20 protein-coding genes are annotated in these 25,069 nt (G+C 73.3%); 7 read left to right on the forward strand and 13 right to left on the reverse strand.

The genetic code is table 11. The annotated features are described in order from the left end of the window. Positions 1–147: 147 nt before the first annotated feature. Positions 148–1,509, reverse strand: a complete 1,362-nt coding sequence (locus FHR78_RS11770) for an MFS transporter (RefSeq protein ID WP_166760635.1) — start codon at positions 1,507–1,509, stop codon at positions 148–150. Between the two features lie 283 nt (positions 1,510–1,792). Between FHR78_RS11770 and dnaK the strand changes: the two genes are divergently transcribed. From dnaK to FHR78_RS11795, 5 genes are all read left to right on the forward strand, one after another. Next, the gene (gene dnaK, locus FHR78_RS11775; RefSeq protein ID WP_166760636.1) at positions 1,793–3,673 is read left to right on the forward strand and encodes a molecular chaperone DnaK; all 1,881 of its coding nucleotides are present in this window, start codon (positions 1,793–1,795) and stop codon (positions 3,671–3,673) included. A 9-nt stretch (positions 3,674–3,682) separates the two neighbouring features. Then, entirely contained in the window at positions 3,683–4,393 is a 711-nt protein-coding gene (locus FHR78_RS15220; protein ID WP_243862288.1) for a nucleotide exchange factor GrpE, read from the forward strand. A gap of 122 nt (positions 4,394–4,515) precedes the next feature. Beyond that, positions 4,516–5,529, forward strand: coding sequence for a DnaJ C-terminal domain-containing protein (locus tag FHR78_RS11785; protein WP_166760637.1), 1,014 nt, complete (start codon positions 4,516–4,518; stop codon positions 5,527–5,529). 5 nt (positions 5,530–5,534) lie between these two features. Then, complete coding sequence (locus FHR78_RS11790) at positions 5,535–5,942, forward strand: heat shock protein transcriptional repressor HspR (protein ID WP_166760638.1); 408 nt, start codon at positions 5,535–5,537, stop codon at positions 5,940–5,942. Between the two features lie 122 nt (positions 5,943–6,064). Then, entirely contained in the window at positions 6,065–7,213 is a 1,149-nt protein-coding gene (locus FHR78_RS11795) for a methyltransferase (protein WP_166760639.1), read from the forward strand. 43 nt (positions 7,214–7,256) lie between these two features. On the opposite strand, the gene FHR78_RS11800 is transcribed toward FHR78_RS11795, so the two are convergent. From FHR78_RS11800 to FHR78_RS11830, 7 genes are all read right to left on the reverse strand, one after another. Then, the gene (locus FHR78_RS11800; RefSeq protein WP_166760640.1) at positions 7,257–7,703 is read right to left on the reverse strand and encodes a pilus assembly protein CpaE; all 447 of its coding nucleotides are present in this window, start codon (positions 7,701–7,703) and stop codon (positions 7,257–7,259) included. Positions 7,704–7,829: 126 nt separating this feature from the next. Next, the gene (locus tag FHR78_RS11805; RefSeq protein WP_166760641.1) at positions 7,830–8,246 is read right to left on the reverse strand and encodes a hypothetical protein; all 417 of its coding nucleotides are present in this window, start codon (positions 8,244–8,246) and stop codon (positions 7,830–7,832) included. Between the two features lie 111 nt (positions 8,247–8,357). After that, positions 8,358–10,838, reverse strand: coding sequence for an Ig-like domain-containing protein (locus FHR78_RS11810; protein WP_166760642.1), 2,481 nt, complete (start codon positions 10,836–10,838; stop codon positions 8,358–8,360). A gap of 220 nt (positions 10,839–11,058) precedes the next feature. Continuing rightward, positions 11,059–12,942 carry an Ig-like domain-containing protein gene (locus FHR78_RS11815; RefSeq protein ID WP_166760643.1) on the reverse strand — a complete coding sequence of 628 codons (1,884 nt, stop codon included), beginning with the start codon at positions 12,940–12,942 and terminating at the stop codon, positions 11,059–11,061. Positions 12,943–12,972: 30 nt separating this feature from the next. Next, a complete protein-coding gene (locus tag FHR78_RS11820; RefSeq protein ID WP_166760644.1) occupies positions 12,973–13,347 on the reverse strand; it encodes a hypothetical protein in 375 nt (124 codons plus the stop codon). A gap of 55 nt (positions 13,348–13,402) precedes the next feature. Continuing rightward, entirely contained in the window at positions 13,403–15,307 is a 1,905-nt protein-coding gene (locus tag FHR78_RS11825; RefSeq protein WP_166760645.1) for an Ig-like domain-containing protein, read from the reverse strand. A gap of 128 nt (positions 15,308–15,435) precedes the next feature. Further along, positions 15,436–17,613 (reverse strand): hypothetical protein, encoded by a 2,178-nt coding sequence (locus FHR78_RS11830; RefSeq protein WP_166760646.1) that lies wholly within the window; start codon positions 17,611–17,613, stop codon positions 15,436–15,438. Between the two features lie 179 nt (positions 17,614–17,792). On the opposite strand from FHR78_RS11830, the gene FHR78_RS11835 reads away from it, so the two are divergent. Then, positions 17,793–19,982 (forward strand): ATP-dependent Clp protease ATP-binding subunit, encoded by a 2,190-nt coding sequence (locus FHR78_RS11835; RefSeq protein ID WP_166760647.1) that lies wholly within the window; start codon positions 17,793–17,795, stop codon positions 19,980–19,982. Between the two features lie 35 nt (positions 19,983–20,017). After that, entirely contained in the window at positions 20,018–20,656 is a 639-nt protein-coding gene (locus FHR78_RS11840; protein WP_166760648.1) for a phosphoribosylanthranilate isomerase, read from the forward strand. Between the two features lie 132 nt (positions 20,657–20,788). On the opposite strand, the gene FHR78_RS11845 is transcribed toward FHR78_RS11840, so the two are convergent. From FHR78_RS11845 to FHR78_RS11865, 5 genes are read right to left on the reverse strand one after another with little or no spacing between them, the layout of a single operon-like run. Next, on the reverse strand, positions 20,789–22,006 hold the full coding sequence (locus tag FHR78_RS11845; RefSeq protein ID WP_166760649.1) for an FtsX-like permease family protein: 1,218 nt from the start codon (positions 22,004–22,006) through the stop codon (positions 20,789–20,791). Continuing rightward, complete coding sequence (locus FHR78_RS11850) at positions 22,003–22,782, reverse strand: ABC transporter ATP-binding protein (protein ID WP_347878170.1); 780 nt, start codon at positions 22,780–22,782, stop codon at positions 22,003–22,005. Before FHR78_RS11850 ends, FHR78_RS11845 begins: the two co-directional genes overlap by 4 nt. After that, positions 22,779–23,915 carry a peptidoglycan-binding protein gene (locus FHR78_RS11855; protein ID WP_166760650.1) on the reverse strand — a complete coding sequence of 379 codons (1,137 nt, stop codon included), beginning with the start codon at positions 23,913–23,915 and terminating at the stop codon, positions 22,779–22,781. The genes FHR78_RS11850 and FHR78_RS11855 overlap by 4 nt, the downstream gene beginning before the upstream one ends. Continuing rightward, positions 23,912–24,418 carry a hypothetical protein gene (locus FHR78_RS11860; RefSeq protein ID WP_166760651.1) on the reverse strand — a complete coding sequence of 169 codons (507 nt, stop codon included), beginning with the start codon at positions 24,416–24,418 and terminating at the stop codon, positions 23,912–23,914. Before FHR78_RS11860 ends, FHR78_RS11855 begins: the two co-directional genes overlap by 4 nt. Further along, a complete protein-coding gene (locus FHR78_RS11865; RefSeq protein WP_166760652.1) occupies positions 24,415–24,966 on the reverse strand; it encodes a hypothetical protein in 552 nt (183 codons plus the stop codon). The genes FHR78_RS11860 and FHR78_RS11865 overlap by 4 nt, the downstream gene beginning before the upstream one ends. Positions 24,967–25,069: the final 103 nt, after the last annotated feature.

Genomic DNA, 25,069 nt, shown 5'->3' on the forward strand with positions numbered 1-25,069 from the left:
GCGCTCCGGGCGTGCCGGCCGCGCCGGGCGCTGACCCGTCCGTGATCCAGGAACCCGGTGGTCGCCGTTCCTGATCCGTGCACCGTTCAGGATCCACGGTCCCACCGCAGCGCGGATCAGGACGCATGTTCCTGAACGAGGGAGGGGTCAGTCGATGGCGCGCTGCACGGCCTTGACGGGGAGCATGAGCACCAGCCCGGCGAGCAGCACGAGCGCGATGCCGACGATGCCGAACCGGGTGTCGCCCGTCGCGCTCACGAACAGCGTGAAGAGCCCCGGCGCGAGGAAGCTCACGGCGCGGCCCGTGGTCGCGTACAGCCCGAAGATCTCGCCCTCGCGTCCGGGCGGCGTCACCCGGGCCAGGAACGAGCGGCTGGCCGACTGGATCGGCCCGACGAACAGGGCGAGGGCCAGGCCGAAGACCCAGAACAGGTTCGTCGCGGTGCCGATGGCGAGCACCGCGAATGCTGCGACGACCAGCCCGGCCAGCGCGCCCACGATGATCGTCTTGGCGCCGACCTTGTCGTCGAGCCAGCCCCCGACGAAGGTGCCGATGCCGGCGACGAGGTTCGCCCCGACGGCGAAGTAGATCACCATGCTCGGCGTGAAGCCGAACACCTGCGCCGCGATGATCGCGCCGAAGGTGAAGACCGCGGCCAGCCCGTCGCGGAACACCGCGCTGGCGAGCAGGAACAGCAGCACCTGCCGGTTGGTGCGCCACAGCTTCGCGATCGTCGAGCCGAGGAGGCGGTACGAGCCCAGCAGCCCGACCCGGGGTCGTCCCGGCGCGGCGGGCAGCTCGGGCACGCTGAGCAGCACCGGCACCGCGAAGACGGCGAACCACACGGCGGAGACGACGATGGACAGCCGGACGTCCCACGAGCCGCCCTCGGCGCCCGTCGCGACGCCGAGCAGCCCGCCGCGCCCCTCGACGCCGAAGCTCTGCAGGAAGGCCACGAGCAACAGCAGCAACAGCACGATGCCGCCGACGTAGCCGAGGCCCCAGCCGAAGCCGGACACCTTGCCGATGGTGCGCGGGGTCGAGACCTGCACGAGCATCGCGTTGTAGTTGACGCTCGCGAACTCGAAGAAGAGGTTGCCGACGGCGAGCAGGGCGGCGCCGAAGACGAGGTAGCCGGGGGCCGGCGCGACGAACACCATGGCGAGCATCGCGACGACGACCAGCCCGGTGTTGACGGCGAGCCAGAGCTTGCGTCGTCCCGAGCCGTCGCTGCGCTGGCCGAGCGCCGGCGCGAGCAGGGCGATGAGCACGCCGGCGATCGTCAGCGCGGTCGAGATCACGGTGGCGTTGTCGGCCAGCGCCCTGGTCTCGCCGGACGCGTCGACGACGGCGGGGTCGACGAAGGCCCCGCTCGCGAGGTAGGTGCTGAAGACGAACGAGGTGACCACGGCGTTGAACGCGGCCGAGCCCCAGTCCCACAGGGCCCACGAGACGACCCGGCGGCGCGGGATCGGGGCGGCGTCGGCGAGCGTCTGCGCTGCGGTCATGGGGGTCAACCTAGTGGTCGCGGGTGACGGCGAGGAGGCGGCGCCCCTCTCTGGGGGCACGCCCGCCCTGCCGGGCTGCACCGCGCCTCCTCAGACTGCACCGCGCCTCCTCAGGCCGCACCGCGCCTCCTTGAGTCGCTCTGGCTCAACTTTCAGGTTCACAGCTTGACTCCGGGTCGAGCGTGAGTAAAGTTGATGCCAGCGGACTCAAGGTCCGCGGCAGTCTTCCCGGTCCGCCGGGCACCGCATCGAACGCAGCACCAGAATCGAAGGAGCGCCACACATGGCACGTGCAGTAGGAATCGACCTCGGAACCACCAACTCGGTCGTCAGCGTCCTCGAGGGCGGCGAGCCCACCGTCATCGCGAACGCCGAGGGCCTGCGCACGACCCCGTCGGTCGTCGCCTTCACGAAGGACGGCGAGGTGCTGGTCGGCGAGACCGCGAAGCGCCAGGCCGTCACCAACGTCGACCGCACCATCGCGAGCGTCAAGCGCCACGTCGGCACCGACTGGAAGGTCGAGATCGACGACAAGAAGTACACCCCGCAAGAGATCAGCGCCCGCATCCTCGGCAAGCTGAAGCGCGACGCCGAGCAGTACCTCGGCGAGGACGTCACCGACGCGGTCATCACCGTGCCCGCGTACTTCAACGACTCCGAGCGCCAGGCCACGAAGGAGGCCGGCGAGATCGCGGGCCTCAACGTGCTCCGCATCATCAACGAGCCCACCGCGGCGGCCCTCGCCTACGGCCTCGACAAGGGCAAGGAGGACGAGCTCATCCTCGTCTTCGACCTCGGCGGCGGCACGTTCGACGTCAGCCTGCTCGAGGTGGGCAAGGACGACGACTTCTCGACGATCCAGGTCCGCAGCACCTCCGGCGACAACCGCCTCGGCGGCGACGACTGGGACAACCGCATCGTCGAGCACCTCATCGAGAAGTTCAAGAGCCAGAACGGCGTCGACCTCTCGACCGACAAGATCGCGAAGCAGCGCCTGAAGGAGGCGGCCGAGCAGGCCAAGAAGGAGCTCTCGTCGAGCACCTCCACCAGCATCCAGCTGCCCTACCTGACGCTCACCGCCGACGGCCCGCTCAACCTCGACGAGACCATCTCGCGCTCGCAGTTCGAGCAGTGGACCTCCGACCTGCTCGACCGCACCAAGAAGCCCTTCAACGACGTCATCAAGGAGGCGGGGGTCGCGGTCTCCGACATCGCGCACGTCGTGCTCGTCGGCGGCTCCACCCGCATGCCCGCCGTCACCGAGGTCGTCAAGTCGCTGACCGGCGGCCAGGAGCCCAACAAGGGCGTCAACCCCGACGAGGTCGTGGCCGTCGGCGCCGCCCTGCAGGCCGGCGTGCTGAAGGGCGAGCGCAAGGACGTCCTGCTCATCGACGTCACCCCCCTGAGCCTCGGCATCGAGACCAAGGGCGGCGCGATGACCAAGCTCATCGAGCGCAACACGGCCATCCCGACCAAGCGCAGCGAGACCTTCACGACGGCCGACGACAACCAGCCGTCCGTCGCCATCCAGGTGTTCCAGGGCGAGCGCGAGTTCACCCGCGACAACAAGAACCTCGGCACCTTCGAGCTCACCGGCATCGCCCCGGCCCCCCGCGGCGTCCCGCAGATCGAGGTCACCTTCGACATCGACGCCAACGGCATCGTGCACGTGTCCGCGAAGGACAAGGGCACCGGCAAGGAGCAGTCGATGGTCATCTCGGGCGGCTCGTCGCTCTCGAAGGACGACATCGACCGCATGGTCCGCGAGGCCGAGGAGCACGCGGCCGAGGACAAGGCGCGTCGCGAGGCCAACGAGGTCCGCAACAACGCCGAGCAGCTCGTCTACTCGATCGAGAAGCTGATCAAGGAGAACGACGACAAGCTGCCCGACGACGTCAAGTCCGAGGTCCAGGCCGACGTCGACGCGCTCAAGACGGCCCTCGCCGGCGACGACGAGGCCGCGATCAAGCCCGCCTTCGACAAGCTCAACGAGAGCCAGTCGAAGCTCGGCCAGGCCATCTACTCGCAGGGCCAGGCCGACCAGGCCGGCGCCGCGGGCGCGGCCGGTGCCGACGGCGCCCCCGCCGACGGCCAGGCCCAGGGCGACGACGAGGACATCGTCGACGCCGAGGTCGTGGACGACGACGACAACGACAAGAAGTAGGGACACCTCATGGCAGACGAGAGAGACGGCACGCCTGACGAGCCCGTGGTGAACGACAAGCGCCGCATCGACCCCGAGACGGGCGAGCTGCGTGCCGAGCCGGCCGCTCCGTCCGAGGACGGCGGCACGGCCGCGGTGACCGACCCCGACGAGCTCGTCGACGCCGAGGCCCCCGACGTCGAGGTGCCCGCGGGCGCCGAGGCGCCGGAGGGCGCGGCCGCCGCCGCGGCCGAGATGGCCGCCGAGGCCGAGGGCGCCGAGTCGCTGAGCGCCGACGACGAGGCCATCCTCGACGAGGCCAGCCGCGACCTCGTGGCCGACATGCGCCAGGACATGCTCCGGGCGCAGGCCGAGCTGGTCAACTTCCGGAGGCGCGTCGAGCGCGACCGCGAGGCGAACCGCGAGGCCGTGGTCGCCGAGGTCGTCCGGTCGCTGCTCCCCGCCCTCGACGACCTGGCCCGGGCCGAGCAGCACGGCGACCTGACCGAGGGCCCGATGGTGATCGTCGCGCAGAAGATCCGCGGCGGGCTCGACAAGTTCGGGCTCGTGCAGGTCGGCGAGAAGGGCGAGGTCTTCGACCCCACCATGCACGACGCCCTGGTCCAGCTGCCGAGCGCCGACGTCACGGTCAACACCGTGGCCGACGTGATCGAGCCGGGCTACAAGATCGGCGAGCGGGTCATCCGCGCCGCCAAGGTCGCGGTGCACACGCCGCAGTAGCGGCATCCGCGACGCGAGTCGCGACGGGCGGTGGGCTCCTCGAGAAGGGGCCCACCGCCTCCCCCGTTCCCCGGTCCGCCCCCGTCAGGGCGGCGGCCCAGAAGAAAGAGAGGAGGTGCCGCATGGCAAGCCAGGACTGGTTCGACAAGGACTTCTACGCGATCCTCGGTGTCTCCAAGGACGTCACGCCGGCCGAGCTGAAGAAGGTCTACCGCAAGCTCGCCCGCAAGTACCACCCCGACTCGAACCCGGGCGACGCCGCCTCCGAGGCGAAGTTCAAGGAGGTCAGCGAGGCGCACTCGGTGCTCTCCGACCCCGAGCAGCGCCGCGAGTACGACCAGATCCGGGCCATGGGCTCGGGCGCGCGCTTCACGGCGGGCAGCGGCGGCCCCGGCGGCGGCGCAGGCGGCTTCGAGGACGTCTTCGGCGGCATGTTCGGCGGCGGCGGCCAGCCCGGCGGCGGCCGCACGCAGTACCGCCAGCAGGGCGGCGGCGGCTTCGACGACATCTTCGGCGGCATGTTCGGCGGCGGCGGCTTCGGCCAGACGAGCGGCGGCTACCGCGGCTTCGGCGGCCCGCAGAAGGGCCGCGACATGACGGCCACGACGACGCTCGACTTCCAGACCGCCGTCGTCGGCGAGACCATCTCGCTGCAGGGCGCGAACGGCCGCCCGATGAAGGTCCGCATCCCCGCGGGCGTGCACGACGGCCAGAAGATCCGGCTGCGCGGCAAGGGCGAGCCCAGCCCCGACGGCGGCGACGCCGGCGACATGGTGCTGACCATCGCCGTGCGCAAGCACCCCGTCTTCGAGCTCGACGGCCAGAACCTCCGGCTCGACGTGCCCGTCACCTTCGCCGAGGCCGCTCTCGGCGCGACGATCGAGGTGCCCACGCTCGGCGGCGAGCCCGTGCGGCTGCGCGTCGCGCCCGGCACCCCGTCCGGTCGCGTGCTGCGGGTCAAGGGCCGCGGCGTCGCGACGAAGTCGGGCACCGGCGACCTGCTCGCCACCGTGCAGGTGGCCGTGCCGTCGCACCTCAGCGACAAGGCCAAGGAGGCGGTCGAGGCCCTGGCCGCGGCGCTCCCGGCCGAGAACCCCCGCGACGACCTCATCGTGCGGGCCCGCGCGCAGGCGTGACCCCGATGGACGAGAACTCGCCGCTCTTCGCGATCGCGACGGCCGCCGAGCTCGCGGGCATGCACGCCCAGACGCTGCGGCAGTACGACCGGCTCGGCCTCGTCGTGCCGCAGCGCACGGCGGGCAAGTCGCGCCGGTACTCGATGCGCGACGTGGTGCAGCTGCGCGAGATCGCGCGGCTCGGCGGCGAGGGGGTCTCGCTCGAGGGGGTCAAGCGCATCCTCGAGCTCGAGAACCAGGTCACGGCGCTGCAGTCGCGGGTGCGCGAGCTCGAGCGGGCGCTGGCCGACGAGATGGTCAACCGCCCCGGGTCGCGCGTCTTCGCCGCGGGCGAGAGCGGGGTCGTGCCGCTGCGGCACGGCACGCGCCCGTCGCGGCAGACGTCGGTCGTCGTCTGGCGGCCGCTGCGCTGAGGCCCGGGCCGCCGCGCAGGGGCGCCGGTGCCCGCTCCGCCGGCGGCCGGGGGCGGCTGCGCGCGGTGGCTGCTCCGCCGGAGGCCGCCGGCGTGGTGCCCGCCGGGCGCTAGCGTGGGCAGGTGATCGACTTCGCGCAGCTCCGCCGGTGGCCCGACATCGAGGCCCCCGAGCTCGTGGCGCACGACGCGACCGACCGCCTCCTGCTCGACACCGCGGCCGAGGTCGCGGCCGACGTGCTGACCGGCCACCCCGGCGACGTCGTCGTGGTCGGCGACCGGCACGGCGCGCTGACCCTCGGCGCCGCCGAGCTGGTGCGGGCGTCCGGCGGCGCGGCCGCCGCCGCCGACCCCGTCGTGCGCGTGCACCAGGACTCCCTGGCCGGCGAGCTCGCCCTCGCCGCCAACGCCGCGCGCCTCGTGCCCGCCGCCCGCTGGGCCGGGCACGACCTCGAGCCCGCGCTGGTCGCCGGCGCCCGTCTCGTGCTGCTGCAGCTGCCGCGCGGGCTCGACGCCCTCGACGAGATCGCCGAGCTCGTCGCCGAGCACGCCCACCCCGACGTCGTCGTGCTGGCGGGCGGCCGCGTCAAGCACATGACCCGCGCCATGAACGACGTGCTCGCCCGCCGCTTCGACGCGGTGTCGGCGGGGCTGGCGCGCCAGAAGTCGCGGGTGCTGACCGCGCGCGGTCCCCGTCGAGGAGGCGGCGCCTCCTGGCCTCGCACGTCGCGCCACGGCGACCTGGTCGTCGCCGCGCACGGTGCGGCGTTCGCCGGCTCGACGATCGACATCGGCACCCGGGCCCTGCTGGCCGAGCTCGGCGGGGTCGCGCCCGAGGCCCGCGAGGTCGTCGACCTCGGCTGCGGCACGGGCGTGCTCGCGGTGTCGTTCGCCCTCGCGCGGCCGGGGGCGCACGTCGTCGCCACCGACCAGTCCGCCGCCGCCGTCGCGTCGGCCCGCCTCACCGCCGAGGCGAACGGCGTGGCCGACCGGGTCGACGTCGTCCGCGACGACGCGGCGGCGTCGCTGCCGGCGGGGTCGGTCGACGTGGTGCTGCTCAACCCGCCGTTCCACGTCGGGGCGACGGTGCACACCGCCATCGCGCACAAGCTGTTCGAGGCCGCGGCCCGCGTGCTGCGGCCGGGCGGCGAGCTGTGGTGCGTGTGGAACTCGTCGCTCGGCTACCGCCCCGAGCTGTCCCGCGTCGTGGGCCCCACGACCCAGGTGTCCCGCACCGCGAAGTTCACGGTGACGCGGTCCGTGCGCCGCTGACCGGACCTGCCCGCGCCGGCGGGCCCGCCGGCCCGTCCCCGGCTCAGGCGTCGTCGAGCGTCAGGGTCGGCTCGGCCTCGTCGAGCCGCAGCGAGCTGTCGACGTAGTGCAGCAGGGCGAGGGCGTACGCGTCCTCCGCCTCGGGGGCCGCGAAGCGCTCCTCGGCGCCGCCGACGACGACCAGCACCTCGTGCTCGTCTCCCTGCCGACTCAGCGACCGGAACGACCCGGCCAGCAGGAGGCGCAGCTGGTCCTCCCGAGGCAGCCAGAGCGAGTCGTCGGCCGCGACCGAGTCGAGGGCCCACTCCGTCGTGCCGTTGAAGCCGAGCACGGTGCCCGTCGGGTGGTCGTGGGCCTCGATCGTCATGTCGCTGAGCGTGAACACGTCGTCGGCGAAGGCGGGGGTGTCGATGACGAATCGGTCGCCCGGTGCCGGCCGCCAGCGCAGGCCGGCGTCGTGCAGGCGGCGGGCGAGGTCGACGCTGATCATGCCCCCATGATGCGCCGCCGGGCCTCCGCGGCGCCCGAGCCGTCAGCCGGGCGGCGGCGTGGTCGGGAGACGGGCGAGGCCCCGACCGTGTGGTCGGGGCCTCGTGGGGCGGTGCGTGGCGTGGGGTCAGCCGGCGGTGACGGTGTTGTTCTCGCCGCCGAGGATCTCGGGGGCGTCGCCGGTGTAGGTGACGGTGTTGCCGATGCCCTCGAAGGCGAGCTTCGTGGTGGGCCCGATCTCGATGGTGGTGTCGTCGACGAGGACGTAGACGTTCTCGCAGCCGTCGGGCAGTGTCGCCTTGCCGTCCTCGACCTCGTTGCCGGTGATGAGGGCCTGGCCGTCGGTGCAGGTGCCCGTGGGCGGAGCCTCGGTGCTGTCGGCGGCCGCGGCGTCGCCGTCGGCGGTGGCGCCGTCGGTGGGTGCGGCGGCGGACGACGACGCGGAGGGGGACTTCGTCGCCGTCGCGTCGTCGGCGGCGTTCGTGCAGCCGGCGAGGGCGGCGACGAGGGCGATGCCGGCGAGGGGGAGCAAGAGCTTCTTCATGATCGGGGTCTCTCGTGTCGGTGTTCTGAGGAGGCGGGGGCTGGTGGAGCCAGCCCCCGCCGGGGTGGTGCGGGTGCTACGTCCGGGTGCCGGGCGTGGCGGTGACGCGGGTCACGCGCCGGGCGCGACGGTGACGGTGTGGGTGGTGGTGACGGGGTCGCCGTCCTTGGGGGTGTAGGTGACGTCGAGGGTGTAGCGCTGGTGGTTGAGGTCGCCGGTGGCGGTCCAGGTGCCGTCGTCGCGGACGGTGGTCTTGATGACCTGGCGGCCGTTGCCGGCCTTCATCTCGACGGTGGCTCCGGTGGTGCCGGTGCCGCTGAAGGTCACGCGGTAGTCCGGGGCGGTGACCGTCGAGCCGTCGGCGGGGGTCGTGATGGCGAAGGGCTTCTCCACGCCGGCGCTGTTCTGCACGACGACGGTGGTGGTGCCGGTCACCGGGGTGCCGCCGGGCACGGTGTAGCTGGTGGCGAGGTCGTACCGCTGGGCGGTCAGGTAGCTCGTGCCGCTCCAGGTGCCGTCGGCGCCGACGAGGGTGTCGACGACACGGCGGCCGCTGCCGGCCGTGAGGACCACGCGGGCGCCGGTGGTGCCCGTGCCGGTGAAGGTGACCTGGCCGTCGGGTGCGACGACCGTGGCGCCGTTCGCCGGCGCGGTGATGGCGAAGGGCTTCTCGACGCCGGCGGTCTTCTTCACGATGACGGTGAAGGGGTTGTCCGTGACGGCGCCCTGGTGGGTCACGACGGCGTTGAGGTTCTGCGTGCCGAACCCGACGGAGCCGCTGGCCGACCAGGTGCCGGTGTCGCCGACGGTCGCGGTGTCGATGACGCGGGCGTTGTAGGTGTTCACGATCTGGACGGTGTCGCCGGTGGTGCCGCGTCCGGTGAAGGTGACCTTGTTCGTCGGCGCGATGATCGTCTGGCCGTTGGTGGGGCTGACGAGGGCGAAGGGCTGCTCGACGCCGGCGTTCTTGCGGACGACGATGTCGATGTAGTTGTTCTCGATCGTGCCGTTGAGGTCGACCTTGGCGCGGATCTTCTGGTTGCCGGAGCCGACGGAGCCGGTGGTGGACCAGGTGCCGTCCTCGCCGATCGTGGCGGTGCCGATGACGCGGCTGTTGAACGCGTTCATGATCTCGACCACGGCGCCGGTGGTGCCGCGACCGGTGAAGGTCACCTCGTACTTCGGCGCGATGACCGTCTCGCCGTTCGACGGGCTCGTGAAGGCGAAGGGCTGTGTGACGCCGGTGCCGTCGGGGTTGATGGTCACGGTGGCGACGGTGGTGTTGGCGCCCTTGCCGGCCTGGGTCACCTCGAGCACGTGACGCTTGTTGTCCAGCTGCGTGGTCGTGGTCAGGTGCCAGGTGCCGTTCGCGATGACGGTGGCGGTGCCGATGACGTTCTGCGTGCCCTGCTCGCGGACGGTGATGGCGGCGCCGGACTCGCCGCGACCGTCCATCGGGAGGCGGCCGCCGTCGTGGGCGAGGCCCTCCACGGGGGTCGTGATGGTGACGGCGGCGCCGTAGGGCACGGTGGCGGAGACCTGGCCGGCGACGTCTCCGCCGACTTCCTGACGGACCCGCACGGGGTAGTCGCCGCCGGCCTTCGGGGCGGGGATGCTGGTCGACCACGCGCCGGAGCCGGTCAGGGCCGTGGTGCGGGCGAGCTCGGTGCCCGCGGCGTCGGTGACGACGACGGTCGCGCCGGGCTGGGCGGCACCGCTGAGCACGGCGTTCTGGGCACGGTCGGCCGGGAAGGACGCGGTCGCGGTCAAGGTCGCGACGGGCAGGTTGACCTGCACCGTCGTCGTCCCGGTCTTCACGCTGTTCTCGTACTGCTCGAGGGTCACGGTGTTCGACCCCAACGCGAGACCGGTCAGCGTGTACGACCACGCGCCGGTGCTCGAGGCCTGGACCTGCTCGCGGCCGTTGATGACGACGTAGGCGCCGGGTGCGGCGTTGCCGGAGATCTGTGCGGTCCGCGCCGAGACGTCGACCGAGTCGACACCGCCCGTGAAGATCGCCTTGAGCAACGTGGTGTCGATGAGAGTCGCCTGCGACGAGTTCCTCCACGTGACGTACGTGCCGTTCGGGCTCTCCAGCATCCACGTCCGAGGGGTGACGAGGGGCGCGATCGTCAAGCCCCCGTTCGCGCGCCACCAGGAGAACGTCTGGTTGGCGCCGCCACTGCAGGTCTGGGGCTGGATGGGCGTCTCGCTCGGATCCGCACCGATCTGCAGGCACACGTTCGATGCCGCGCCGGTCCCTCGCACCGGGCCTGACGAGCCGACCCTGGGGAAGGTCCAGATCGCGGGGTCGGGCGTCTTGGCGGCGTCCGTCCAGAGCAGGTTCCGTGCGGGGACCCCCGTGCTCACGGCGTAGCGCTTCGCGTCACCGGGGTGGTAGGTGATGAACGGTCCCCTGAGCTCGGCGGGCGCGGCAGTGGTGGAGCTGGTCTCGTCCGTGACGGCAGTGGCGGCGGGGCCGTCAGGGGCGGCGGGGGCGGCCATGGCGGCCTCCGTGCCGAAGCTGAGCCCCGTGACGATCGTGGCTGCGGCGAGCCCGACCGCGCCGGCGCGCTTGAGTGTGGTCTTCATGGGAGTGATCTTCCTGTCGTGGCAGTCGGACTGCCGATCGTTGAGATGCCAAAATGTTAGACGCCACACGCAAGATGCACAACAAGGCGGTGCACCCGGTGATGGGGGATCCGGCCGAGCGACCGCCGAGCGCACGACGAGGCCCCGACCGTGGGGTCGGGGCCTCGTGGGGTGGCGCGAGCGTTCTGGGACTCGACGGGCGAAGGCGGAACGGAGCGCGTCAGGTGCCGGCTGCGCCGGGCTGGACCGTGATGGTGTAGGTGGTCGTGACGGGCGTGCCTCCCGCCGGGGTGTAGATGACGTCGAGGGTGTAGCGCTGGTGGCCGAGCTCGCCGACGGCGGTCCAGCTGCCGTCGTCCCGGACGGTCGTCTTCATCACCTGGCGGCCGTTGCCGGCCTTCATCTCGACGGTGGCCCCGGTGCTGCCGGTGCCGGTGAAGGTGACGTGGTAGTCCGGTGCGATGACCAACGAGCCGTCCGCCGGTGCGGTGATGGCGAAGGGCTCGTCCGCCCCGGGCGTGCTCCGCACGATGATCGTGAAGGGGTTGTCCGTGACGGTGCCCCGGTGGGTGACGAGGGCGGTCAGGTTCTGCACGCCGGGCCCCACCGACCCGCGGGCGGACCAGGTGCCGTCGGAACGGACAGTGGCGGTGTCGATGACACGGCCGTTGTAGGTGTTCACGATCTGGACGGTGTCGCCGGTGGTGCCGCGGCCCGTGAAGGCGACCTCGTCGTTCGGCGCGACGACCGTCTGGCCGTTCGTCGGGCTCACGAGGGCGAACGGCTGGCTGACGCCGTCGTCGTCGGGGTTGATGGTGACCGTTGCCCGGGTGACGTTCGCGCCCTTGCCGGTCTGGGTGGCCTCGAGCACGTGCTTGCGGTCGTCGAGGGTGACGGTGGTGTTCCAGGCGCCGCTGGCGAGGACGGTGGCGGTGCCGATGACGTTCTGCGTGCCCTGCTCGCGGACGGCGACGGTGGCGCCGGCCTCGCCGCGGCCGCTCGTCGGCAGGCGTCCGCCGTCGTGGCCGAGGTCGGGGACTGGGGAGGTGATGCTGACGGCGGCGCCGTAGGGCACGGTCACCGAGATCTGGCCGTTCGGCTCTCCGTCGAGCTCTTGGTGGACGAGCACGGTACGGTCGCCGCCTGCCCCGGGCGCGGGGATGCCGGTCGACCACCGGCCGGAGCCGGTCAGGGCCGTGGTGCGGGCGAGCTCGGTGCCCGCGGCGTCGGTGACGACGACCGTGGCGCCGGGCTGTGCGCCGCCGCTCAGCACGGCGTCCTGGTTCCTGTCGCCGGGGAAGGAGGCGGTCGCGGTCACGCCGGCGACCTCGAGCGCGACCGCGAGGGCCGTCTCGGCGCTCTTGACGCCGTTCTCCCATTGTTCGAGCGGCACCCTGTTCGAGCCGAGAGCGAGGCCGGTGAGGTGGTAGTTCCACGTGCCGGCGGGCGAGACCTGGACCTGGTCGCGGCCGTCCACGACGATGTACGACCCGGGCTTGCCGCTCCCCGAGATGCGGGCGGAGCGGGCGGCGACGTCGACGGAGTCGACCCTCGCGGTCAGGGTCAGCAGGGCTGAGGCGTCGGTCTGCAGCGGGAACGAGTTCGTCGACGAGAACGCGAGGTAGACCTGCCGCGGCGGTCCCTCCTGGACGGCGCCGATCTGCTGCGTCGGCACGGCCGCGTTCCGCAGCGTCGTGCCGTCGTAGTACCACTGCGAGGCGATCCCCGGCTTGGCGCAGACCTCCTCGGTCATCGAGTACCAGTTCACGCGGAAGCCCTCCGCCGTCATCGACCAGCACGAGTCGGTGCCCAGCGAGCTCACGCCGGTGAGCTGGAAGTACCCGTTGCTCAGCTTGATCGGGGTCAACGCGACGGCGCCGGCCTGGGCCTCCGCGAGGGTCGGGTAGGGCGTCTGGCCTCGACCGTACGAGCCGTCGACGGCGCGGTACTGGGCGCCGTCCTTGAACACGAGCTTGATGGTCGCGGACGGGCTCGTGGGCGGGGCGTCCACGGCGGACGCCGGCGACGTGCCGACGGTGAGCCCGGTGACGATCGTGGCGGCGGCGAGCCCGAGCGCACCGGCGCGTCTCAGGGTGGTCTTCATGGAGTCGTTCCTTCCTCTCGTGGTGTGGGGTCAGCCGGCGGTGACGGTGTTGTTCTCGCCGCCGAGGATCTCGGGGGCGTCGCCGGTGTAGGTGACGGTGTTGCCGGTGCCCTCGAAGGCGAGCTTGGTGGTGGGCCCGATCTCGATGGTGGTGTCGTCGACGAGGACGTAGACGTTCTCGCAGCCGTCGGGGAGCGTCGCCTTGCCGTCCTCGACCTCGTTGCCGGTGATGAGGGCCTGGCCGTCGGTGCAGGTGCCCGTGGGCGGAGCCTCGGTGTCGTTCGCGGCGGCAGACGAGGACGCGGTGGGCGACGCCGTCGCCGTCGCGTCGTCGGCGGCGTTCGTGCAGCCGGCGAGGGCGGCGACGAGGGCGATTCCGGTGAGGGGGAGCAGGAGCTTGTTCATGGTCGATCTCTCTCGGTGGGGTGTTCGGGGGAGGCGGCGCTGGTGCGCCCGGGGGTCATCGGTCGTCGGGCTGGACGGTGAGGGTGATGCTGCCGACGGCGGTGGCTCCTCCGGGGATCGCGTGGCTGGTGGTGAGGGTGTACGTCATGAAGTACAGGTAGCCGATGCCGCTCCAGGTGCCGTCGTGACGCACGACGGTCTTGACGACCTCCCGGCCGTTCCCGGCTCGGACGACGACCGTGGCGCCCGCGGTGCCGGTCCCGCTGAACAGGAGGGCTCCCTGGGGCGCGGTCACGGTGGAGCCGTCGGCGGGCGTGGTGACGGCGAAGGGCTTGTCCGTGCCGGTGCTGGTCTTGAGGACGACGGTGAAGGGGTGGTGCGTGGTGGTGCCGCGGTGGGTGACGGCGGCGTCGAGGTTCTGGGTGCCGGCGCCGACGGTGCCGTGGGCGGTCCACGTGCCTGCCTGGCCGATGGTGGTGGTGTCGATGACGCGCCCGTTGTACGTGTTCGTGATCTGGACGGTGTCGCCGGTGGTGCCGCGTCCGGCGAACGTGACCTGGTTGCCCGGGGCGATGATCGTCTGGCCGTCGGCAGGGCTGTCGAGGATGAAGGGCTGGCTGACGCCGCCCTCGTCGTCGGGGTTGATGGTGGTCGTGGCGACGGTGACGTTGTCGCCCTTGCCCGTCTGGGTCGTCTCGAGGGTGTGGCGTCGGTCGTCGAGGGTGGTGGTGGTGAGGTTCCAGGCGCCGCTGGCGAGGACGGTGGCGGTGCCGATGACGTTCTGGGTGCCCTGGACGCGGACGACGATGGTCGCTCCGTGTTCGCCGCGGCCGGTCATGGCGAGGCGTCCGCCGCCGTGGGCTTGGCCGTCGACGGGGCTGGTGACCGTGACGGCGGCGCCGTAGCGGACGGTGACGGCGATCTCGCCGTTCTTCTCGCCGTCGATCTCTTGGAACACGCGGACCGGGCGGTCGCCGCCGGCACCGGGGGCGGGGATGCTGGTGGACCAGCTGCCGGAGCCGAGGAGGGCGGTGGTGCGGGCGAGCTCGGCGCCGGCGGCGTCGGCGACCACGACGGTGGCGCCGGGCTGGGCGCCGCCGCTGAGCACGGCCTCCTGGCGGGGGTCGGCCGGGAACGACACGGAGGCGGTGACCGCCGCCACGGGAAGGGTCACCGTCACCGTCGTCTCGCCGGTCTTGGCGCCGTTCTCCCATTGCTCGAGCCCCACCGTGCTGGTGCCGAGGGCCAAGCCGGTGAGCTGGTGGGCCCATCTGCCCGTGCCGTCGACGAGGACCTCCTCACGGCCGTTCACCACGACGTACGACCCCGGCACGGCGCTCCCCGACAAGCGGGCGGTGCGGGAGGCGACGTCGACGGAGTCGACCCTGGCCGAGAACTGGCCCGCGAGCAGGTCCGTCCTGACGAGCTGCGCCTGGGATGCCTGATTCGTCGTGTTGTAGAAGTTGCTGACGGCGCTCGTCGTCATGTACGTCGTCGGAGCGGCCGCCGACGTGAGGGTCTTGCCGCCCCTGAGGTCGACCCATGAGAACTGCTGGCTCGGCGTGTCCTGACAGATCTGCGGGAGGACGTGCGAGCCGTTCGGGGTCGCGGTGATCTGCAGGCACGTGTTCGAGGACGAGCCGGTGCCCCGGACCTGCCCGGTCGAGCCGATCGCCGGGAACGTCCAGACCGAGGCGGCGGCGCTCGCCTGGGCGAGACCCTCGTGGGCGGAGTAGCTGAGCCTCCCCGCGGGGACGGGCGTCCCCACTGCCGAGAACCGCGAGTCGGGCATCACGGTCACGAACGGGCCCGTGAGGCCGTCCGCGGTCGCGGTGGTCGTCGGCTCGCCCGGGGCGCCGGGTGTCTCGGCCACGGCGGCCCCGGAGCCGAGGCCGGTGCCGGTGAGGACGACGGCCGTGGCCAGCGCGATCGCTGCTGCGCGGTTGCGTGCTGATGTCATGGGTGGTGCTCCTTGTCCCGGCGGCGATCGCCGCCGGTCGAGATGGGGGAGGGGCAGGGCCGACCGGGTCGGACCTGCCCCTCCGGGCCGGTGCTGGCGGCGTGCGGCCGCCGGTGCGTGGGGTCTTCTCAGAGGTCGCCGGGCTGCACGGTCACGGTGTGGGTGCCTCGCACCGGCGCGCTGCCGGGCACGGTGTAGGTGGTGTCGAGCACGTAGGTCTGGTACGCGAGCTGACCCAGGTAGCTCCACGTGCCGTCCTCCCGCACGACCGTCTTCACGACCTCGCGGCCGTTGCCGGCGGTGAGCACGACCTGGGCGCCCGTCGTGCCGGTGCCGCTGAAGCGCACCTGCCTGTCCGGGGCGATGACGACCGAGCCGTCGGCGGGGGTGGTCACGGCGAACGGCTTCTCGACGCCGGGGGTCTGGACGACGGTCAGGCTCATCGTGCCCGTCACGGGCGCGCTGCCGGGCACGGTGTAGATCGTGTCGAGGACGTAGAACTGCCAGTTGAGCCCGCCGGTGTAGCTCCACGTGCCGTCCTCGCGGACGACGGTGTCGACCACGGTCCGGCCCGAGCCGGCCTTGAGCACGACCTGGGCGCCCGTGGTGCCGGTGCCGCTGAAGGTGACGCGCTGCTGCGGGGCGACGACGGTCGAGCCGTCCGCGGGGTCGGTCACGGCGAAGGGACGCTCGACCCCGGCGGACTTGCGCACGGTGATGGTGAAGGGGTGGTGGGTGCTCGTGCCCCCGTGGGTGACGACGGCCTCGAGGTGCTGCGTGCCGTTGCCGACCTGACCACGGGCGGACCAGGTGCCGGACTCGTCGACCGTGGCCGAGGTGACCAGCCGGTCGTTCCAGGTGTTGCGGATCTGCACGGTGTCGCCGGTGGTGCCGAGACCCGTGAAGTCGACGTCGTTCGTCGGCGCGACGACCGTGTCGCCGTCCTTCGGCGAGGTCAGCTCGAAGGGCTGCTCGACGCCGGTGCCGTCCGGGTTGATCGTCACTCTCGCGACGGTGGTGTTGGCGCCCCTGCCGGCCTGGGCGGCCTCGAGCACGTGGCGCCGGCTGTCCAGGCTGGTGAGGGTGGCGTTCCAGTTGCCGCTCACGAGCACCGTGGCGGTGCCGATCACGTCGTCGCTGCCCTGTTCGCGGATCGTGACCGACGCGCCCGCCTCGCCTCGCCCGCTCATGCGGAGCCGGCCGCCGTCGTGGGCGGCGCCGTCGGCCGGGCTCGTGACCGAGACGCCGGCGCCGTAGGCCACCGTGACGCCGATCTCGCCGTTCTTCTCGCCGTCGACGAGCTGGAACACGCGGACGGGGCGGTCGCCGCCGGTGCCGGGGGCAGGGAGGGCCGCCGACCAGCTGCCGGAGCCGGTCTGGGCGGTGGTGCGGGCGAGCTCCGCGCCCGCGGCGTCGGTGACGACGACCTCGGCGCCCGGCTGGGCGCCGCCGCTGACGACCGCGGGCTTCGACGTGTCGGTCGGGAAGCGGACGGAGGCGGTGACGGACGCCACGGGGAGGGTCACGTCGAGCGTGACCTCGCCTGTCTTGGTGGTGCCCTCCCACTGCTCGAGGCCGATCGAGGTCACGCCGAGCGACAGGTCGGTGAGCCGGTAGTGCCACGTGCCGTCGTCGGCGGCCTGGACCTGGTCGCGCCCGTCGACGAGGACGTAGGCGCCGGGCACGGCCCGCCCGGAGATGTCGGCGGTGCGCGCCGCGACGTCGACCGCGTCGACGGCGGCGGTGAAGGGGCGCGTGAGCTCGTCCGTGCGGAACGTGAGGGCCCGGGACGCCGAGCGGTGCAGGACGAAGGTGCCCGTGGCGCTGCTCGTCGAGAGGTAGGTGCGCGGCGCGGCCGCCGAGACCAGGGTCTTGCCGCCGTCGACATCGACCCAGGAGAACTTCTGCGAGGGGCGGTCGGCGCAGGTCTGGGGCACGAGGACGGTCTCGTCGACGGCCGGGCTCACCTGGAGGCAGACGTTCGAGGCCGCGCCCGTCCCGCGCACCTGGCCGGTCTTGGCCAGCCCCGGGAACGTCCACGTCGCGGCCGCGGCGCGCGCGGCGTCGAGATCTTGGTAGACGGCGCGCTCGAGGCCGGCCCCTGCGGTGGGCTCGCCGGCGACCACGAAGTTGGACGCCTGCCACGAGTCGGCGAGGAACGGGCCCGCGAGGACGTCGCCGACGGCGTCGACGGCGGCGTCGCTCGCCGCGGCGTGCACGGCGGCTCCGGGCGTGAAGCTCAGGCCGGTGACGATCGCGACCGTCGCCGCTCCGGTCGCGCACGAGCGCAAGGACAACTTCTTCATGAGGGGTGCTCTCTCTCGTCGAGGCAGCGTCGCTGCCGGTCGTACTGCACTGGAATGTTACGTGTAGAACAGAGCATGGCACAACGACCGGTGGCACAACGACCGTCGGGGTTTCGTCCGGGCCCGGCACGGCGTAAACTTGAGTCAGCTCCACTCAGGTTCTTGAGAAAGGCACACCCATGGCGAACATGCAGGGCGCTCCGGCCACCGGCGAGAAGCAGAAGAGCGCGCTCGAGAAGTACGGCGTCGACCTCACGGCGATCGCCCGCAGCGGCGCGCTCGACCCCGTGATCGGTCGGGACGCCGAGATCCGGCGCATCAGCCAGGTGCTCACGCGCCGCACCAAGAACAACCCCGTGCTGATCGGCGAGCCCGGCGTCGGCAAGACCGCCGTCGTCGAGGGCCTCGCCCAGCGCATCGTCGAGGGCGACGTCGCCGACAGCCTGAAGGACAAGCGCCTCATCAGCCTCGACCTCGCGGCCCTCGTCGCCGGCGCGAAGTACCGCGGCGAGTTCGAGGAGCGCCTGAAGGACGTCCTGAAGGAGATCACCGCGAGCGACGGCCAGGTCATCACCTTCATCGACGAGCTGCACACCCTCATGGGCGCAGGCGGGGGAGAGGGCTCGGTGGCCGCCTCCAACATGCTCAAGCCGATGCTCGCCCGCGGCGAGCTGCGGCTGATCGGCGCCACCACCCTCGACGAGTACCGGCAGTACGTCGAGAAGGACGCCGCCCTCGAACGGCGGTTCCAGCAGGTGTACGTGGGCGAGCCCACCGTGGAGGACACGGTGGCGATCCTCCGGGGCCTGAAGGAGAGGTACGAGGCGCACCACGGCGTGACCATCACCGACGGTGCCCTCGTGGCCGCCGCCTCCTTGTCGAACCGGTACATCCCGAGCCGCCAGCTGCCCGACAAGGCCATCGACCTCGTCGACGAGGCAGGGTCGCGGCTCAAGATGGAGATCGACTCGTCGCCCGTCGAGCTCGACCAGCTCTACCGCGGCCTCGTGCGCCTGCAGATCGAAGAACTCGCGCTCAAGAAGGAGAAGGACGAGGCCTCGCAGGCCCGCCTCGCCACGCTGCGCGAGACGATCGCCGAGCGGCAGGCGGCCTACGACGACCTGAACGCGCGGTGGCAGGCCGAGAAGGCCGCGCTGCAGGGCGTCGGCACGCTCCGCAGCGACCTCAACGAGGCCCGCATCGACGCCGACCGCGCCCTGCGCGAGGGCCGCTACGAGGACGCGGCGCGCATCAGCTACGAGCGCATCCCCGACATCGAGCGGCGCCTCGCCGACGCCGAGTCGTTCGAGCAGTCCGACGACCGGCTGGTCAGCGACAGCGTGACCGACTCCGACATCGCCGAGGTCGTCGCCGCGTGGACGGGCATCCCCGTCGGCCGGCTGCTCAGCGGCGAGACCGAGAAGCTGCTGCACCTCGAGAGCGAGCTCGGGAGGCGCCTCATCGGCCAGAAGAAGGCGGTCGCCGCGGTCAGCGAGGCCGTCCGCCGCACCCGCGCGGGCATCAGCGACCCGGACCGCCCGACCGGCTCGTTCCTGTTCCTCGGCCCGACCGGCGTCGGCAAGACCGAGCTGGCCAAGGCCCTCGCCGACTTCCTGTTCGACGACGAGAAGGCCCTCGTCCGCATCGACATGAGCGAGTACGGCGAGAAGCACAGCGTGTCCCGCCTCGTGGGCGCGCCTCCCGGCTACGTCGGCTACGAGGCCGGCGGGCAGCTCACCGAGGCGGTGCGGAGGCGCCCCTACAGCGTCGTGCTGATGGACGAGGTCGAGAAGGCCCACCCCGAGGTGTTCGACGTGCTGCTGCAGGTGCTCGACGACGGCCGGCTCACCGACGGCCAGGGCCGCACGGTCGACTTCCGCAACACGATCCTGGTGCTGACGTCGAACCTCGGCTCACAGGTCATCACCGACCCCGGCCTGGGCGACCCCGAGAAGGAGGAGCTCGTGCAGGGGCTCGTGCGCCAGGCGTTCAAGCCCGAGTTCGTCAACCGCCTCGACGACATCGTCGTGTTCTCGACGCTCTCGGCCGACGACCTGGGCCAGATCGTCTCGCTCTACGTCGACCGGCTCGGCCGCCGGCTCGCCGACCGCCGGCTGTCGCTCGCGGTGACTCCTGACGCGCGCGCGTGGCTGGCCGAGCGCGGCTACGACCCGATCTACGGGGCACGGCCGCTGCGCCGGCTGATGCAGCGGCAGATCGACGACCAGCTCGCCATGGCGCTGCTCGGCGGCTCCGTCGAGGACGGCGACACCGTGCTCGTCGACGTGGCCGCCGACGGGCAGGCGCTGACGGTCGTGCGGCAGGACGCGGTCGAGCCCACCGCCGACGAGCTCGACGACCTCGACTGAGCGGACGCCTGCCGGGCGGCGGGCAGACTGGACGCATGCGCACCTGGGTGAAGATCTGCGGCCTGTCCACGCCCGAGACGGTCGACGCGGCCGTGGCCGCCGGGGCCGACGCGGTGGGCTTCGTCCTGGCGCCGGGCAGTCCGCGCACCGTCGGCCCCGCGACCGTACGCGAGCTGCGGGCGCGCGTGCCCGAGGGCATCGAGACGGTCGGCGTGTTCCGCGGCCAGGGCGTGGGGGAGGTGCTCGACCTGGCCCGCGCCTCCTCGATCTCGACGGTGCAGCTGCACGGCGACGAGTCGCTCGACGACGTCGCGGCCGTGCAGGCGGCGGGGTTCCGGGTGATCCGCGCCGTGAGCGCTGCGCGCTACGCCGGCGAGGCCGAGGAGGCGCGGGCCGCGTTCCGTGAGGACGCCCTGCTGCTCGACGCGGTCGAGCCCGGTGCCGGGGCCGTGTTCGACGCCCGGCCGCTGCTCGCCGCCCCGCCCGCCCGGGACTGGCTGCTCGCGGGCGGGCTCACCCCCGACACCGTCGGGGAGCTGCTCGCCTCGCTGCGGTCCGTCGGCGCGGTCGGCGTCGACGTGAGCTCGGGGGTCGAGTCGTCGCGGGGCGTCAAGGACGTCGGGCTGATCGCCGAGTTCGTCGCCGCCGCGCGACGGGACGTGCCCGCGGCCTGACCGACGCGCGGCACCCCGGAGTGGACGATGCACCCCGTCGTTCGGGGGTGTTCCGTCCACTCCGGGGTGCGGGGGCGATGCGCCGCCGGGGCGCCGGGGCGCCGGGGTGCGGGGGCGCCGGGGCGCCGTGCGTCAGGTCGCGGCCAGCGCCGACGTCGGCGGGATGCGCGCCGCCCGCGACGCCGGGTACAGCCCGCTGACGCCGCCGATCAGCACGGTGGCGGCGAGCCCGCCGGCCGCCGCCCAGAGCGGGATGCTCACCGGCCAGCCCTGCGAGACGGCGAACACGACCGTCACGACGACCCCGATCGCGACGCCCGCCGCACCTCCCAGGGACGACAGCATCAGCGACTCGACGAGGAACTGGTCGCGCACGTGCCGTCGGCGGGCGCCGAGCGCGCGCCGCACGCCGACCTCCGCCCGGCGCTCGAGCACCGTGATGACCATGGTGTTCGCCACGCCGATGCCCCCGACGAGCAGGGCGACGCCGCCGATGCCGAGCAGCAGGCCGGTGAAGGAGTCCTCGGTGGCCTGCTGGGCGGCCAGCGCGTCCGAGGGGCGGGCCACCGAGACGTCCGACGGGGCGGACGGGGAGACCGTCGCGGCGATGAGGTCGCGGACCGCGGTGACGGAGTCGGGCGCCGCCCGCACGAAGAGCTGCGTCGGGTGCCCGTCGAAGCCGAACTGCCGGTCGGCGCCCGCCGCGGGCACCAGGGCCGACGAGTCGAGGTCGGGCGCGAGCGGCAGGGGCTCGAGGATGCCCGCCACGGCGACCCAGCGGCCGCCGATCCAGATGCGGGTGTCGCCGTCGACGTGGTCGAGGCCGAGGGTGGCCGCGGCGACGGCCCCGAGCACGACCTGCGGCAGCTGGTCCGCCGCCGGGCCGAACCAGCAGCCCGAGGCGAGCTCGGCCCCCAGGGCGCCCTGCAGGTCGCCCTGCACGACGTCGAGGCCGATGCCGCCGGAGGCCGCCGCCGGCACCCGGTCGGTGCGGTAGACCTTCTGGTCGCCGACGCGGCCCACGCCCGCCGCCGTCTCGACGTCGTCGCGGCGGTCGAGCATCTCGACCGACTCCGCGGGCAGGGGCACCGCGTCGCCGCTGTACGACTCGCCCGGGGACGCCCGGAGCAGGTTCGTCCCGAGCCCGTCGAGCACCCGGTCGAGCGCGGCCTGGCTCGACGACGAGATGCCGACGACCGCGATCATCGCGGCGATGCCGATCGCGATGCCGAGGGCCGACAGGACGACCCGCGTGGGGCGCGTGCGCAGGCCGAAGAACCCCAGGCGCAGCAGGTCGCCGGCCGAGACGTGGCCGGTCCGGCCCGACGTCTCGGCGCCTCGGGCGGTCACGAGGCCACCCCCGCGAACGCCGACGACCCCGGCATCGCGGCGGCGAGGCCCGCCGCGTCGAGCCCCGAGACGTCGTCGACGAGGCCGTCGCGCATCCGCACCTGGCGGGGCAGGCTCGCGGCCAGCGCCAGGTCGTGCGTGATGACGACGATGGTCGTGCCCGGGTCGTTGAGGTCGCGGAGCAGGCGGAGGATCGCCGCGCCCGACGACGAGTCGAGCGCTCCGGTCGGCTCGTCGGCCAGCAGCAGCGTGGGGTCGCCGACGATCGCGCGCGCGACGGCGACCCGCTGCTTCTCGCCGCCCGACAGCTCGTGCGGCCGGTGCCCGGCGCGCTCGGCCAGGCCGACGCGGGCGAGCGCCTCGCGCGCCCGCTCCGCCCGGCGTCGGCGCGGCACCCCCGCGTAGAGCAGCCCGTCGGCGACGTTCTCCGTCGCCGTGGCGCCCGGGGCGAGGTGGAAGTGCTGGAACACGAAGCCGATGTGGTCGGCCCGCAGCCGCGAGACGGCGTCGTCGCTCAGCTCGCCGATCTCGTGCCCCGCGACGCGCACGGAGCCCGAGGTCGGGCGGTCGAGCGTGCCCATCACGTTGAGCATCGTCGACTTGCCCGAGCCGCTCGGCCCGACCACGGCGACGAACTCGCCCTGGCGGACGGTCAGGTCGACGCCGCCGAGGGCGGCCAGGTCGCCGTAGGTCTTCGTCACGCCGGTCAGCTCGAGCACGGCCGGGGCCACGGCCGAGGAGGCGGGGGTCCTGACCCCGGTGCCCGCGCCGGTCACGAGGGCACCACGACCTCGTCGCCCTCGGCGAGCTCGCCGCCGACGACCTCGACGCGGCCCTGGGCGAAGAACCCGAGCTCGACGGGGACGCGCTCGACCGTTCCGCCGACCCGCTTCTCGACGGCGTAGCCGTCGGCGCTCGCGAGCAGGGCCGTCACGGGCACGCTCAGCACGCCCTCCCGCTTCTCGCCGTCGACGAGGAGGTCGACCGCGGCCGTCGTCGAGGTGCCCTCGGGCAGGGGCCCGTCGAGCCGCACGACGACGGTCTTCTTCTCCCCGCCGGCGCCGCCGCCGCCTCCTTTTCCGCCTCCGTCGTCGGACGAGGCGTCGTCGACGCCCTGGACCGTCCCCGGCACCGTCGTGCCGCCGGGCAGGCCCACCTGGACGGCCGCGCCGCCCGGGAACCGCGCCGCGTCGGCCGCCGAGACCGAGGCCGAGGCCACGAGGGAGGCGGGCGTCCAGCCCCAGAGGACCTCCCCCGCGGCGTCGCCCACCCGCCCCTGCAGCTCGCCGACCCGCACGTCGCCCGGCACGAAGGCGACGTCGGACGCCGTCAGCGTGCCCGTCCGCTCGAGGCCGCGGTCCTTCTGCCAGCGGACGACCGCGGCGCGGGTGCGGCCGTCGAAGACGTCGTCGTCGGCCACGTCGTAGCCGAGGGCCCGCAGGCTGTCCTTGAGCTGCCCCACGTCGGCGCCGCGCAGGCCCTGCTCGAGCGTGCGCCACAGCGGCACGGTGCCGTGCAGCGCCCGCACCGGCTTCTCGTCGACCGAGTAGAGGACGCCGTCGAGGCCGATCACGTCGCCGACGGCGGGCAGGCCCGTGACGGTGCCGCCCGCCGCCGAGCGGAGCGGCGTGGCCGGGCCGTAGCCCAGCGTGCCGGGGAACTTCTTACCGTCGACCAGGTCGCCGCGCACGACCGGCGTGGTGGGGCGGCCGGCCGTCGCCGCGGCGGCGCTCGACGACGGGTCCGGCGAGGCCGCCGCGCCGTCGAGCAGGGCGCAGCCGCTCAGCGACATCGCGCAGGCGGCGCCGGCGGCGAGCGCGACCCACAGGCGCGTCGTCCGCCGAGGGCCGGCCCGCCCCGACGTGCCGGACGCCGCCCCGCTCGGCGCAGCCTCCACCGTCGGCATCATCCCTCTGCTCCCTCGGCGTTCGAGCCGTGCTCGTCCGAGCAGTCGAGGAACGCCCGGGTCAGCGGGTCGTCGTCGCTGGTGCTCATGGCCGCGCTCCACTCGCCGTCGACGGGGTCGGCGAAGTCGGGGAACCCGGCGTCGCGGACGCACTGCGCGACCCTGAGGTTCGCCTCCTGCCAGGCGGCGAGATCCTCGGCGGACGGCTCCTGGTCGCCCCCGCCGATCGCCTCGGGCAGCGCCGAGCGGCAGGTCTCCCAGTCGCTCGCGTACGTGTCGACGTCGACCCCGTCCGGCGGCGCGACGACGCCCTCGACGAGGTCGGAGTCGGCCACGTCGTAGCCCTGCGCCCGCAGGCAGGAGCCCATGGCGGACGACCAGCTGCCGGACGCGGCCGTCGTCGCGGGGGCCGGGTCGGCGTCCGAGGAGCAGGCGGACAGGGTCAGCGGGGCGGCGAGGAGCGCGAGGGCAGCCAGCAGGGGCGCCGTCGTCGACCGGCGGCTCATCGGCCCACCACCTCCAGCCCGCTCGAGCAGGTCTCGGAGGCGGCGTCGTACGCCGGGTCGCCGAGGTACTGCTCGGGACTCTGCCAGACGCCGTCGACCGGATCCTCGACGGCGTCGAAGCCGGCGTCGCGGAGGCACTGGGCCATCTCCCGCAGCTGCTGGTCGAACTCCCGGGTCTGCTCGTCGGTGAAGTGCGGCGTGCCCGACCCGACCGACTCCTGGCAGGTCTCGACCGCCTCGAGGTAGCGGTCGGCGTCGGCGGAGCCGCCGTCGACGCCGTCGGGCAGCGGCGCGACGCCCTGCCGGCCGAGGTCGGCGTCGTCGACGTCCCAGCCCGCGTCGCGGACGCAGGCGCCGAGGGCGGCGGCGTCGGACGCGGCGACGCGGTCGGCGGCGGTCGTCGCGGCGGGAGCGCCGGAGGCGTCGGTCGAGCACGCGGCGAGCAGGCCCGGCAGCAGCGTGGCCGCGGCCAGCAGCGCGACGGTCCGTCGGCGCGCGGCGCCCGGGGCGGCGGCCCGGCAGGGGGCAGGAGGGGCGGTGGGGGTCACGAGGACTCCTTTCGTCGGTGGTGTGCGCCCAGTCCACGACGAGCCGCGTTTCGTCGGCGGGGCGGCCGACGTTATGTCGGTGAAACACCACCGTCCTAATGTC

Origin of the sequence: Frigoribacterium faeni (assembly GCF_011761235.1) — a bacterium.
GTDB classification, from domain to species: domain Bacteria; phylum Actinomycetota; class Actinomycetes; order Actinomycetales; family Microbacteriaceae; genus Frigoribacterium; species Frigoribacterium faeni_A.